Here is a 12,804-nt window from a genome sequence, read left to right as displayed (position 1 = left end):
CCGCGGGCGGGCGGCTCAGCGGTAGCTCACCTCGGCACCGCGCAGCACCGGACCCACCAGCATCGAGCCCCACTGCGGGACGGTGCTCGCCGGAACCCCCATCGACGGGGCCAGGACGGTGGACATCGCGTCGCGCTCCTGCGGCGAGTTGATCAGGCCGAGTCCGCCGGCCCCGCCGGAGGAGGCGGCTCCCGGCGCATCGGCCGGGGCGGGAGCGGTCGAACCGTCCTGGATCGGGCCGTCCGGCGGGTACTGCGGCCGGGTCCCCGGCGGGTAGTCGTAGCAGCGCGGCCCGCGCTCGTCGTCGAAGGACGGTTCTTCGCCCGGCACGTACTCGCCCCGCGGGGGCACCACTTCCAGCGTGACGTGCGCGCCGGGCTCGTCGGTGCCGACGCCGAAGACGTCGTCGACCAACGGGATGATCCCGGTGAGGCTGCGCAGCAGGCACGGGTACTGCGGGGAGTACTTCGCGAGCACGTCCGCGGTGGGCCGCGACGACTCGCCCAACCTGATCAGGTCGTCCCCGCTGGCCTCCAGGAAACCCGTCGCGTCGTTCGACGCCGTGGTCAGCTGCGAGGTCAACGACCGCAGGTCTTGCTGCTGCGCGACCAAGGTCCGCGAGGTCACCGACAGATCACCCAGCGCCTGCAGCACGTCCGGAGCCGCCTGCTCGTAGGTCTCGGCCACGCCCACCAGCTGGCGCAGGTTCTCCTGCAGCTGCGGCAAGGACGGGTTGAGCCCCTCGACGTACTGGTTCAGCCGCGTGATCGTGTCGCCGACCTCCTCACCGCGACCGTCGAGCGCCTGGTCCAGCGAATTCAGCGTCACCGCCAGGTCGTCCGGGTGCACCGCCTGCAGCACCGGCATCGTGTCCGCCAGCACCGTCTCCAGCTCCACCGACGCCCGCGTCCGGTCCTGCGAGATCACATCGCCCGCGGCCAGCCGCGTCGACGACGCCTGCTCCGGCACGTCCAGCGACACGTAGCGCTCACCGAACAACGTCCGCGGCAGCAGCCTCGCCGACACGTTCGCGGGCAGCAGCCGCGCCTTGTCCGGCTCCAGCGCCAAGTGCAGCTCCGCGCCCTCGTCGGTGGGCCGCACCTCGTCGACCCGGCCCACGGTCATGCCGCGGACCTTCACCTCGGAGTCGGGCATCAGCTGATTTCCCGTGGACGCCGCGCGCAGGACCACGTCCACGCTCGGCCGGAAGACGCCTTGGTAGGTCGCCACCGTCACGCTCAAGAACAACGCGACGCACAGCAGCAGTGCCAAACCCAGCAACCTGCGCCGCACCGTCGCGAAGGTGCTGTCTCTGCTCATCGGACCGCCGTCGACTCGTACCCGGAACACCCCGCGAGCCGCGCGTGCGCGCCGGTTCCGCGGGGACCTCACTCACGGCGCTCGCCCGGATGGAACACGCCGGGGAGGCCGGATAGGGCAAGAGAGTAGGACGTCGGCGTGACCTGAGTCATGACAACCCCGGTCAGCCGATTGACCATTCCGGACAGATCAACGGGCGCTGTCGTCCGCACCCGGATCGGCGCGGAATGTCGCCCTGCGCGGGCGGAAACGCGCTCGCGACGCAGGACGCGGCCGGGTTCGCGGCGCACCGCCGCGCTCGGGCCGAACCAGGACGTGTCGAGATTTCGGGACGTGCGTGGCGGCCGAGGACAACGGGGCCGCCGCGTTGGATCATCAGAGCTCGGAATCCTCGGGCAGAGCCGCTCCGACCGGCATCGAGGCGACGCAGGAGACGCACGGCATGCAGCCGCCGGCAGGCACGTCGCCGATCGCATCCGGACGGAGTCCCATGCCGCAGGCGGTCCGCGCCAAACCCGCGTCCCAGTCGACGGAGACGATCGCGTGCGCCTGCCGCAGTGACACGCGGTGGTGCTTGCGCAGCACCCACACGCGCTGCTCCAGGGCAGCGTCCGGGTCACGCCGGAGGTGTGCGGAGCTGTTCGCAACGCTGGGCATCATTGCTCCCTCCTGTGCTTGAGATTAATCCTACTCAAGGATTAATCTCATTGTCGAGCTGAACTGAACAGTGCGGAGGGAGCGCCACGTGCACGCACCGGACCCGGCCCCAACGACCTCGTACTTCCCCCGGCGCGGCTGGACGGCCGCCAACCGCTGCGGACCCAACGGCGGCAACTGCGTTGAGGTCAACCACCCCGTGGCCGGCGGCCACGTCGGAGTCCGCGACAGCAAGAACATCGCCGACGGGGTCCTGGTGTTCAACGCCGAGCAGTGGCGTTCTTTCCTGTCCGGGACCCGCGGAGGCGCGTTCGACCTGACGTGATCACCATCGGCGCGGGAAGCGACGACGATTATTCCCCTGAAGAGTGAATGTGCGGATCTCGCCGGCAACCCGCCGGGGACCACGCCCGGGTGAGCGTACTCGGTTAACATGATCTGCTGGTCGAGACCTTGAACGTAGAGCGGAGATTCCGAGTGCCGAGCACGGTGACGTCGCGGCGCAGACAGCTCGGCAACGAGATCCGCCGAGCGCGGATGACGGTGGGGATGACCCAACAAGAGGTCGCCGAGCTGCTGGGCTGCCGGCAGGGCAAGGTCAACAAGATCGAGTCCGGCGCGGTGGCGGTCAAGCAGGCCGAGCTCAAGCAGATGCTGGAGGCGTTCCAGTGCAGCGACGCGCAGTCGGAGCTGATGCTGGAACTGGCCCGGTCCAGCACCGGGCAGCGCGGGCAGTGGTCCGGGTACCGCTCCGCGGTGCCGCACTGGTTCCGGACCTTCACGGACCTGGAGCCCGCCGCCGGTGAGATCCTGAGCTGGCACGGCGAGCGGATCCCAGGTCCGCTGCAGTCCGAGCACTACATGCTCACCCAGTTCAGCGAGGACCGCGCCACGGACGTGACCTCGCTGGTCCGCAACCGGCAGGACCGCAAGCAGGTGTTCGACCTGGATCGCCCGCCGTACTACCGGTTCGTGATCGGTGAGGCGGCGTTCCGGCGGATGCCCGGCGGCCCGAACCCGTCGGTCGCCCTCGACCAGGTCGAGCACCTGCTGGACCTGGGCGAGCGCTATTCGCGCACCTTCATCCACGTGCTGCCGTTCGACGTGCGCCTCGCGTTCACGCCGAACGACTTCACGATCATGCGCTTCCCGGACGCCACCAAGGACTTCGTGTTCATCGAACACGCCGCGGGCGGCATTTACCTGGACGACGAGGGGGACTTCGAGCTGTTCGTCGACGCGTGGGACCGAATCCGCGGTGCCGCGCTCGAACTCAACGAATCGGTGGATTTCCTGCGCGGACTGGCGGCCGAATTCCGCTCGCAGATGAAGTTCTGATCATTTTCGCTTTCGGCGCGAGCCGAGGGAGCGGCGGCGGCCCTCCCTCGCTCGCGCGAGCCGGACGAGTCCCTGGCGGGGCCACCGGCCGCATTCGCGCGTCCAGTTCCGGACAACCCCCTGACCACGTGCGTTGTCGAATATTTCACCCGAACGGCCCCCGCTCACACTCAGCGTTCTAGGGGTTACGATTCGTCGCAAGATCACCCGGTTGTGACTGAAGGACCATACGTATGAGCGATGTTGACGAGGACCCGTTCCCCCCGCAGAGTGCGGATCTGACCAAACCGAGCGTCGCCCGGGTATACGACTGGTATCTCGGCGGCAAGGCGAACTGGGCCATCGACCGCGAATTCGGTCAGCACGTGATCAACGAATACCCGTTGTTACGCCCCATCGCGATCAGCAATCGACTCTTCCTGCACCGCGCGGTGCGCCACCTCGTGGCCCGCGGGGTGCACCAGTTCATCGACATCGGCTCCGGGGTGCCCACGATGGGCAACACGCACTCGGTGGCCGACGAGGTGGAGCCCGGGTCCAAGGTCGTCTACGTCGACCACGAGCCGGTCGCGGTGGCGCACTCCCAGGTGCTGCTGGAGAAGCACGGCGACCCCGGGCGCCACGCGGCGATCAACGCGGACTTCCGCAACCCGGAGCGGTTGTGGCAGCGCGCGATCGAGACCGGTGTGCTGGACCTGGAGCAGCCGGTCGCCATCCTGCTCATCGCGGTGCTGCACGTGCAGCAGCCCGGCCCGGACGGCGAGGACATCTCGCCGCAGGTCATGAAGCGGTACCGGGAACTGCTCCCGCCCGGCTCCTACCTGGCGCTGTCGCACCTGACCGATGACGGGGTGCCCGCCGAGCTCGACGAGCAGCTCGTCGGCATCAAGCAGATGTACGACAACTCCTCCAGCCCGGTGATCTGGCGCAGCCAGCAGCAGATCCGCGAGCTGTTCGGCGACTTCGAAATGCTCGAACCGGGCATGGCGTGGACGACGGACTGGCACCCGGAGGACCGCAGCCCGAACTTCTCGCCGGAACTGGACTTCAGCGAGTCCGGTCAAGCCGCGATCTGGGCGGGCGTCGGACGCAAGCAACCCTGATCAGCCCCACGATCACCTCGGTGCTGGTCAAGGACGATCAACACCGAGGTGATCGCGCAGGGTACGACCGCGATACTCCGTGCGGAATAATCCTCGGCGCTGGAGCTCCGGGACCACGTGATCGAAGAAGTCCGTCACCCCGCCCGGCACGTAGGCGGGCATCAGGACGAAACCGTCGCAGGCACCTGCTTCTCGCCAGCGCTGCAGCTCGTCCGCGATCGTCACCGGTGATCCGGCGACCAGCGGGAACGACAGCGTCGCGGCGTACTCCGCACCCAGCTCGCCGAGCGTGAGACCGCGTTCGACGGCATCGGCGATCACGTGCTGGAACCGGCCCTTGCTGCCGCGGATCTCGTCGCGGACGTCGGGCACCGGCCCGTCCACCGGGTAGCGCGACAGGTCGTGGTTCATGCTGGCGGACATGAAGGTGAGGCCCGCGATGGGCAGCACCAGCGACCGCAGCTCCCGCTCGATCTCCGCGGCGTGCTCGTCGGTCTCGCCGACGATCGGCATGATCCCCGGCAGCACCCGGACCTCGTGCTCGGCCCGGCCCGCTTCCCGCACCTGTTGCTTGAACCCGCGGTAGAACTCCACGCCGCGTTCCAGGGTGGGCGCGACCGCGAACACGAGATCGGCGTTCTCGGCCGCGAGCCGCTGGAACACCCCGGACGCGCCCGCTTGGACGATCACCGGGCGCCCTTGGGGCGGGCGCGGCACCGTCAGCGGCCCGCGGACCTGGAACCACTCCCCGTCGTGATCGGCGTAGCGGACCTTGCCCGCATCGGCGAACCGCCCGGCCCGCTGGTCGGCGAGCACCGCGCCGTCGTCCCAGGTGTCCCACAGCGCGCGCACCGCGGTGAGGAACTCCGCCGCGCGCTCGTAGCGGGTCCCGTGGTCGAGGTGCTCGGTGCGGTTGAAGTTGCGCGCCTCGCCGTCGCTGACCGAGGTCACCGCGTTCCACGCCGCTCGCCCGCCGCTGAGGTGGTCGATGCTGGCGAACATCCGCGCCACGTGGAACGGCTCCGAGTAGGTCGTCGACGCCGTCGCGGCCAGCCCGATCCGCTCGGTCACCGACGACAACGCCGACAGCAGCACGATCGGGTCGAGGTGGGTGTTCGGCCGGTGTTCCAGCACGGTGGCGAAGTCTCCGCCGTAGATGTCGTCGACGGCGAGCTTGTCCGCGATGAACACCAGGTCCAGCTTCGCCCGCTCGGCCGCCTCGGTGAGCCGCCGGTAGTGGTCCAGGCCGTGGTCGCCGGGCGCGTCGGCGGCGGGATGGCGCCAGCCGCCCGCGTGGATCCCGGCGTCGCTCAGGTAGAGGGCCAGGTGCAGTTCTGCGGTCATCGTCGCGTCCCCGCTCAGTACAGGCCGCGGTCGACGTGCTCGGCGATGGCCAGGTGCTCGCGCAGCACGCCGAACTCCCGGTAGTTGTCGGCGACCTCCTGCAGCTGGGCGATCACCTGGTCGTCGACGGGCCCGCCGGTGCGCTGCGAGCGGTCGGAGACGAGCCGGGCCACGTTGGGCGGGCGGTGGCTGAGCTCGCCGTAGATCCGCGCGTTCTCCGCCGGCTCCGCGCGCGCCCAGTCGAGCGCCTTGTTGTACCTGCCGACGAAGTCGCGCACGGCCGCGCGGCGGCCCGGATCGTCGAGGGCCTCCTGGTAGGCGTTGATGAAGCTCAGGCCGTGGGCGAGGCCGTTCGCGTCGCGCAGCACGGTCGCGCCCTGGTCGAGCTGGGCCGCCGCGGTGTACGGGTCCCAGGTGGACCAGGCGTCGATGGCTCCGGAGCTCAGCGCGGCGCTGGCGTTGACAGGTTCCAGGAAGCTGATCCGCACCTCGTTCGCGGGCACTCCCGCCTCGCGCAGCGCGCTGAGCAGCAGGTAGTGCCCCACGCTGCCGGGTGTCGTGGGCGAGACGGTCTTGCCGCGCAGGTCGGCGACCGAGGTGATCGGCGATCCCTGCGGCACCACGATGGCCAGTCCGTACTGCCGCACGGACCGGGTCGCCGAGACGATCTTGATGTCGGCTCCGGAGCCGAGTGCGTTGAGCGTCGGCGCGTCGCCCGCCAACCCGATGTCGACCGCTCCGCTGCGCAGCGCCTCCAGCAGCGGAGCGGCGGCGGCGAACTGGGACCAGCGCACCTCGTACTGCTTGCCGTCGAGCACGCCCGCGGCCTCCACCAGCGATTGCTGGATGCCCGCCTGGTCGCCGATGGTCAACGTGACCTTGGTGAGGTCGACGCTGCCGTCCTCGCGTACCGCGGAGTTCCCGCCGCAGGCCGCCGCGGCGAGCGGGCTCAGGGCGATCGGGGCGACGGCCAGCTTGGTCAAGAAGGAACGCCGCGTGGAGCGGGTCGACATGGAGCCTCCAACAGGAGCGCGCGGGCGGGGGCGCCGCGCGGGATGAGCGGGGACGGCATTCGTCCGCGGAGGACTGCCGCGAAGAAGGAGAGGGGTCAGCGGCGCCGGAACGAGCCGGCGGGACCGGGCCGGGTCAGCGGTGACAGAGCGCCGAGGACACCCGGGACAGGTCCACGTGATCCCGGGTGGTGAGCATCGGCCGCTGCGGCATGGGGAGAACGTAGCCAGGCCGCGGCACCGCCGTAAACCCAATCCAACAGGTTGGGAATGCGATCGGGATCACCCCGCAGCCGTAGCCGAATCCCGGCCCGAGGTGATCGTCGCTGCTCAGCGCCGCGATGCGACCACTCGGGAGGTGCGGCACGGTGAAGCTGCCACAGGGAGGGCGAACATGACCGAGACCTATCAGATCGTGACCGGAGTGGACGGATCAGCCTCGTCCCGCGCCGCGCTGCGCTGGGCGCTGTGGCACGCGGACCTCACGGGAGGCGCGATCACCGCGCTGATGGCGTGGGACCTCTCCCCCATCTACGGCTGGGCGCCGGAGGACGCCGGTCACGTCACGGCGCAGACGCTGCGGGAGGCGGTGCACGACGTCGCCGCCGAGTCGCGGGTTCCCGTGGAGCGCGTCGTCGCGCAGGGCAGCCCGGCGAAGGCGCTGCTCGACGCGGCCGCGGGCGCCGATCTGCTCGTCGTCGGCAGCCGGGGCCACGGCGGCTTCACCGGGGCCCTGCTCGGGTCGGTGGGCCAGCACTGCGTGCAGCACGCCCCCTGCCCTGTCGTCGTGGTCCGCGAAGGCACCCGCTGACCCGGCACTCCCCCGGCCCACCGACGCCCATTCGTGTCCCCGGCCTCCGCACCGGTCCGCAATTTCTCGCGAGATCACATCCCGTTCGCCCACGAACACCCCTGAACACAACGCCATGCCCTGGTGTTTTGCCCTTGCTGCGGCGGAGCGCCCAGGCCCGGCGGGGTTCGATTTCTCGCGGAATTGCGGGGTGGGGGTGGGTGAGGCCCAGCCGGGTGGTGCGGAGCGGAGTCGGGGCGTGCGCGTCCTTCGGGAGGCCGGTCAGCCGGAGGTGGTGAAGTCGGGGGTGCGCTTGGCGAGGAAGGCCCGGACGCCCTCGTCGCACTCGGCGGAGGTGAACGCCTGATCGCTGGCTGCCAAGGAGCGGCTCAGCATCTCCTCGTCGCTCTCGTCGTCGGTGGCGTTGATCAGCGCCTTGCACAGGCGCAGCGAGGTGCGCGGACGGCGCGCCAGCGTCGTCGCCCACTCCTTCGCGGTGCGGAGCGCTTCGCCGCGCTCCACGACCTGGTTCAGCAGCCCCCAGGACAACGCGGTGTCCGCGTCGATGGGCTCGCCGAACAGCATCAGCTCCTTCGCCCGGACCTGGCCGACCCGCCGGGTCACGCGGAACGTGCCCCCGCTGCCGGGGAAGATGCCGAGCTTGATCTCCGGCAACGCCAACCGGACGTGGCGCTCCGCGATGAGCAGGTCGCAGCACACCGCGATCTCCAGCCCGCCGCCGTAGGTGAGCCCGCCGAGCGCGGCGATCGTCGGCACCGGCAGCTCGGCGAGCCGGTTGAACGCCGCGTTCTGCCTGCGCAGCTTCTTGTCCACGACCTCGCCGGGCCGCATCATCGCGGGGAACTCGGTGACGTCCGAGCCCGCGCAGAACGCCCGCTCGCCCGCGCCGGTCACGATCACGACCCGCGCGGCGTCGCGCTCGACCGCGTCCAGCGCGGCCTCCAACGCGCGGGTCGTCTCCAGCGACACCAGGTTCATCGGCGGATCGTCCAAGGTCAGCACTGCGATGCCGGAGTCGAACTCGTACCGGACGGACTCGGGTGCCACGGGTGTCCTCCACTGCGGTCGTCGGGGCGCACCGCCCATCGTGGATCATCGGCCGCGCCGGCCCGCACCCGCCCGAGCCGCTCGTCCCGCCGGGGATGCCTAGGGTGGACGCATGGCTGAGGAGATCACCGGAGAGTACGTCGCGGTCGGCACCTCCCGCGCTTACCTGGCGCGGCCCGAGGTGGACGGGGGCGGCGGGATGTTGCTGCTGCCGATGCTGACCGGCATCGGCGAGCAGGTCCGCGAGTTCGCCGCGGACCTCGCCGAGGCCGGGGTCACCGCGCTGTCCTGGGACCCGTGGGACGGCCCGAGCGCGGACGACACCGGGCACGAGGAGCTGGTGCGGCTGATGGGCCGGCTCGACGACGAGGCGGCGCTGGCCGAGCAGCAACGGCTGCTCTCGCACATGTTCAACGAGCTCGGCCTGACGCGGGTCGGGGTGATCGGCTGGTGCCTCGGCGGCCGGTTCGCGCTGCTGCTCGGCGCGCGGGACAAGCGGCTCGCCAACGTGATCGCCTACCACCCGACGGTGCCGATCCCGGCGGCGCCGAACCACGCGCTCGACGCGGCCGAGCACGCCGCCCGCATCGACGCGCCGGTGATGATGCACTACCCCGGTGCCGACGAGCTGGTGCCGCGGGAGAGCTTCGACGCGCTCAACGCGGCGCTCACCGGCCGCTCCCACGGGGCGAGCATCGTGCACACCTACCCGGGCGCCGAGCACGGTTTCAGCGCCCGCGCCCGGCAGTCGAAGCCGGTCAACGCGGAGGCCTACCTGCACTCCTGGCCGCAGTCGTTGAGCTTCGTGCGCACGACGACCCTGCGGTGAGCGGACCGCTACCCGAGCAAGGCGGCGATCACGCCGATTCCCGGTACCGCGAGGATGGTCGACAGCAGCACCGACTCGCGCGCCAGCACCAGTGAGGTCTCGTAGCGGGCCGCGTAGGTGAACAGGTTCTGCGCGGCCGGGAGCGCGGAGGTCACGACGACCGCGAACAGCTCCGCCTGCCCGAGGCCGAACGCGAAGTGCCCGAGCACCCAGGCCACGAGCGGCTGCACGACCGACTTCAACGCCACGGTCAGGAACACGACGCGCTTCTCCGGGCTGCGCCCCGGCAGGCTCGCGCCGCGCAGCGAGATCCCGAACGCCAGCAGCACGCCCGGCACCGCCATGCCGCCGAGCAGGTTGATCGGGTCGTACACGGCGTCCGGGACGTGCAGGCCGGTCGCGGCGACCGCCACGCCGCCGAGCGAGCCGAGCACCACCGGGTTCCGGAACGGCGCGGTGATCCGGGCGGTCCACGAGGTGCGCGCGCCGGGCCGCGAGAGGTCCAGCACCGCCAGCGCCACCGGTGTGATGACGAGTTGCTGCAGCAGCAGCACCGGGGCGACCAGCGAGGCGTCGCCGAGCACGTAGACCGCGATCGGGATGCCGAGGTTGCCGGAGTTGACGTAGCTGGAGCACAGCGCGCCGATCGTCGTGCGTCCGACGTCCCAGCCGCGGATCACCCCGACCGCCACGAACAGGCCCGCGACGACGAACGTGCTCAGCGCGGTGATCAGCAGCGGCAGCGAGGCGATCACGGACAGGTCGGCGCGGGCCAGCGTCGTGAACAGCAGCGCGGGGGTGCCGACGGAGAACGCGAGCCTGCTCAGCACTTCTTGGCCGTGTTCGCCGAGGGATCCGCGCCACGCCACCAGGTAGCCGACGGCGATGATGGCTCCGATGACCGTGAAGCCGGTGAGCACTCCGCTCACGCCGGCTCCGATCGGCGGGCGGGGTGCGGTCCCCCGCGCCCGGCGGGGTGCGCGCGACTCATCGGTGCGACTCCGATCCTCGACACGACGCGTCCGGCCGCACCGGGAAGGGCGGGACGCGGGAACGGTGCCCGCTGATTCGTTCGGGCACTACCGATTCGAATCGGAGACTAACCGACCGCGGGGCTCGCGAAAATTAGCCATGGCAATGACATATGTCATGATGTGAACCGGGCTGCCCCTCCCAGCGCAGGAAAATGTTCACATGGTGGGAAATTCCGCGCGGAACTCGCGGAGTCCACAGAGGACTCGCGTGGTCAGATCAATTCGGCGACCCCGCACCACGTCTCCGATTCCTCCGGCGCGGGGTCGTCCGGTTCCGGCTGCGGACCCCGCCATTGCGGAGTCCACACCACGCCCGGTTCCACCAGCCGCCATCCGTCGAACACCGCGCGCACCCCGGCGTGATCGCGATGGGTCACCTCGGTGCCGGACTTCGCCAGCACCTCCCGCAGCGCGCGCGCCTTGTCGGGCACGTGGTCCTGCGTCGTGTGCGAGACCACCAGGAAGCTGCCGCGCGAGCACTGGCCGCGGTACGCGGCGAGCATGTCCTCGATCCCGTCCGCATCGCTGACGTAGTGCAGCACCGCCACCATCAGCACCCCGACCGGACGGGAGAAGTCGAGCAGCTCCCGCGTCGGTTCGGCGGCGAGCACCGCCGCCGGATCGCGGACGTCGGCCTGCACCATCGCCGCGTTCGGGTTGCCCTGCAGCAGCTGGCGGGTGTGCGCGGCGGCCACCGGTTCGTTGTCGACGTACACCACGCGCGCGTCCGGATTCCGCACCTGCGCGATCTCGTGGGTGTTGCCGCGGGTGGGAATGCCCGAACCGAGGTCGAGGAACTGGTCGATCCCCTCGTCGACGCAGAACTCCACGGCGCGGCGCAGGAACGCGCGGTTCGACCGGGCGACGGCGGGCCCGCTGGGCATCACCGCGAACACCTGGTCCGCCACCTCGCGGTCGATCTTGAAGTTGTGGTCGCCGTTGAGCGCGTAGTCGTACATCCGCGCGGCGTTGGCGTGCTGCACGTCCACTCCCGGAATCGCGTGGAGGGAGAACTCGGAACCGGATTTCCGCCCGGCCTCCGGCTCTCTGGCAGCGGGAACCGCGGGCACCCTCGGCGGCGCGGCGGACTCCGGCACCCCCTGCTCGGGCACGACCGGACCGGCCGCACCCGCATCACACCGTCGTTCGCCCCGCCCCATCGGACGCTCCCCTCAGCCCGTTCCCCTGACCGGACTCCCACCGATTCCGAGCCTGCCGCCACCCACCGCCCCCGACAAGCCCCACCCGGACGAATCGAATTGCACCCGACGACCAACACCAGCAGGAAAAATCCACTGCGGACAAACCAAGAACGCCCCACGCCAAGCGCATTTCGATCATTGTCCTGTCAGCGGCGAAGCCGCTGAGCAGTGACCACCAATGCCACCCGACCACCGAAGCAAAAGAAGAAAAGAACATCACCGCCAAGAGACCTGTGAAGTCGGCCAGCGGAGGGCTGCTCGTTCGATTTCGTCGCGAGCCCGCAACATCCGCTCGACGGCGTCCTGCTGGATCTCCGGGGTCACCCGCGCAGTCGGCATCGAGCAGCTGATCGCGTCCTGCACCGGCCCGTCGTAGCGCAGTGCCACGCCGATGCAGTGCACGCCGACGTTGCTCTCCTCCCGTTCGATGGCGTAGCCGCGCTCCCGCGTGGCGGCCAGGTCCGCCTTCAGCTCAGCGCGGTCGAGGGTCGACTCGGTGAACTTCGGCAGCGGATCCGGCAGCAGTTCGTCGATCTCGGCGTCCTCCCGCTCGGCCAGCAGTGCTTTGCCGAGCGAGGTCGCGCTCGCCGGGAGGCGCCTGCCGACCCGGCTGAACGGGCGCAGGTGGTGCTTGGACTCGCGGGTCAGCAGGTAGACCACGTCGGCGCCGTCGAGCCGGGCGAAGTGCACCGTCTCCCCGAGGTCGGCCACCAGGTCGTCCAGGTACGGCTTGATCTCGGCGACGCGCAGGTCCCCGTCGATGTAGGAGGTGCCGACCAGCAGCGCCCGCACCCCGATCCCGTACAGCGAGCCGGTGGCGTCGGTGCGGACCCAGCCACGCGCGACGAGCGTCTGCAGCAGGGCGTAGAGGCTGCTGCGCGGGACCTGGGTGCGTTCGGCGAGTTCGCGCAGGTTCACCGGTTCGCCGTCGAGGCCGCCCAGCACCTCCAGGACTTCCACCGTGCGGGCCGCCGATTTGACGTCCCGCACCCCTTTCTGCCCGTCCGCCATGCCGCTCATCACGCACTCCCCTGCGACCGGAAAACCCCCGGCCACCACGCCTTTTCCGCAAAGCAACACCGTACACATCGGCGGTGCCCGCAGCCCCC

General features: G+C 70.4%; 14 protein-coding genes. 5 read left to right on the top strand and 9 right to left on the bottom strand.

The window, feature by feature from the left end:
• Positions 1 to 15: 15 nt before the first annotated feature.
• Positions 16 to 1,320, bottom strand: a complete 1,305-nt coding sequence (locus BJ969_RS11755; protein ID WP_184478971.1) for an MCE family protein — start codon at positions 1,318 to 1,320, stop codon at positions 16 to 18.
• 375 nt (positions 1,321 to 1,695) lie between these two features.
• Positions 1,696 to 1,977, bottom strand: coding sequence for a hypothetical protein (locus BJ969_RS11750; protein ID WP_184478970.1), 282 nt, complete (start codon positions 1,975 to 1,977; stop codon positions 1,696 to 1,698).
• Between the two features lie 88 nt (positions 1,978 to 2,065).
• On the opposite strand from BJ969_RS11750, the gene BJ969_RS11745 reads away from it, so the two are divergent.
• The 3 genes from BJ969_RS11745 to BJ969_RS11735 all read left to right on the top strand — a co-directional run bounded on the left by BJ969_RS11745 (position 2,066) and on the right by BJ969_RS11735 (position 4,418).
• Complete coding sequence (locus BJ969_RS11745; RefSeq protein ID WP_184478969.1) at positions 2,066 to 2,302, top strand: DUF397 domain-containing protein; 237 nt, start codon at positions 2,066 to 2,068, stop codon at positions 2,300 to 2,302.
• A gap of 152 nt (positions 2,303 to 2,454) precedes the next feature.
• The gene (locus BJ969_RS11740; protein ID WP_184478968.1) at positions 2,455 to 3,315 is read left to right on the top strand and encodes a Scr1 family TA system antitoxin-like transcriptional regulator; all 861 of its coding nucleotides are present in this window, start codon (positions 2,455 to 2,457) and stop codon (positions 3,313 to 3,315) included.
• 233 nt (positions 3,316 to 3,548) lie between these two features.
• The gene (locus tag BJ969_RS11735) at positions 3,549 to 4,418 is read left to right on the top strand and encodes an SAM-dependent methyltransferase (protein WP_184478967.1); all 870 of its coding nucleotides are present in this window, start codon (positions 3,549 to 3,551) and stop codon (positions 4,416 to 4,418) included.
• Positions 4,419 to 4,445: 27 nt separating this feature from the next.
• Here BJ969_RS11735 and BJ969_RS11730 read toward each other — a convergent pair whose 3' ends face one another.
• The 3 genes from BJ969_RS11730 to BJ969_RS30975 all read right to left on the bottom strand — a co-directional run bounded on the left by BJ969_RS11730 (position 4,446) and on the right by BJ969_RS30975 (position 6,986).
• A complete protein-coding gene (locus BJ969_RS11730; protein WP_221315786.1) occupies positions 4,446 to 5,762 on the bottom strand; it encodes an LLM class flavin-dependent oxidoreductase in 1,317 nt (438 codons plus the stop codon).
• 14 nt (positions 5,763 to 5,776) lie between these two features.
• Positions 5,777 to 6,775 (bottom strand): ABC transporter substrate-binding protein, encoded by a 999-nt coding sequence (locus tag BJ969_RS11725; protein WP_184478966.1) that lies wholly within the window; start codon positions 6,773 to 6,775, stop codon positions 5,777 to 5,779.
• 133 nt (positions 6,776 to 6,908) lie between these two features.
• On the bottom strand, positions 6,909 to 6,986 hold the full coding sequence (locus BJ969_RS30975) for a putative leader peptide (protein ID WP_425503603.1): 78 nt from the start codon (positions 6,984 to 6,986) through the stop codon (positions 6,909 to 6,911).
• A 180-nt stretch (positions 6,987 to 7,166) separates the two neighbouring features.
• Here BJ969_RS30975 and BJ969_RS11720 point away from each other — a divergent pair, with 180 nt between their 5' ends.
• Positions 7,167 to 7,583, top strand: coding sequence for a universal stress protein (locus tag BJ969_RS11720; protein WP_184478965.1), 417 nt, complete (start codon positions 7,167 to 7,169; stop codon positions 7,581 to 7,583).
• Between the two features lie 261 nt (positions 7,584 to 7,844).
• Here the strand turns inward: BJ969_RS11720 and BJ969_RS11715 are convergent, their stop codons facing one another.
• A complete protein-coding gene (locus tag BJ969_RS11715) occupies positions 7,845 to 8,630 on the bottom strand; it encodes an enoyl-CoA hydratase-related protein (RefSeq protein ID WP_221315785.1) in 786 nt (261 codons plus the stop codon).
• A 112-nt stretch (positions 8,631 to 8,742) separates the two neighbouring features.
• Here BJ969_RS11715 and BJ969_RS11710 point away from each other — a divergent pair, with 112 nt between their 5' ends.
• A complete protein-coding gene (locus tag BJ969_RS11710; protein WP_184478963.1) occupies positions 8,743 to 9,459 on the top strand; it encodes a dienelactone hydrolase family protein in 717 nt (238 codons plus the stop codon).
• 8 nt (positions 9,460 to 9,467) lie between these two features.
• On the opposite strand, the gene BJ969_RS30810 is transcribed toward BJ969_RS11710, so the two are convergent.
• The 3 genes from BJ969_RS30810 to BJ969_RS11695 all read right to left on the bottom strand — a co-directional run bounded on the left by BJ969_RS30810 (position 9,468) and on the right by BJ969_RS11695 (position 12,715).
• A complete protein-coding gene (locus BJ969_RS30810) occupies positions 9,468 to 10,388 on the bottom strand; it encodes an AEC family transporter (RefSeq protein ID WP_184478962.1) in 921 nt (306 codons plus the stop codon).
• Positions 10,389 to 10,705: 317 nt separating this feature from the next.
• Entirely contained in the window at positions 10,706 to 11,605 is a 900-nt protein-coding gene (locus tag BJ969_RS11700) for an SAM-dependent methyltransferase (RefSeq protein ID WP_184478961.1), read from the bottom strand.
• Positions 11,606 to 11,911: 306 nt separating this feature from the next.
• On the bottom strand, positions 11,912 to 12,715 hold the full coding sequence (locus BJ969_RS11695; protein WP_246456756.1) for an IclR family transcriptional regulator: 804 nt from the start codon (positions 12,713 to 12,715) through the stop codon (positions 11,912 to 11,914).
• Positions 12,716 to 12,804: the final 89 nt, after the last annotated feature.

It is taken from the genome of Saccharopolyspora gloriosae (assembly GCF_014203325.1).
GTDB classification, from domain to species: Bacteria; Actinomycetota; Actinomycetes; order Mycobacteriales; family Pseudonocardiaceae; genus Saccharopolyspora_C; species Saccharopolyspora_C gloriosae.
Note: the sequence above shows the minus strand (reverse complement) of the source record. Positions and strands in the feature narration are given on the sequence as shown.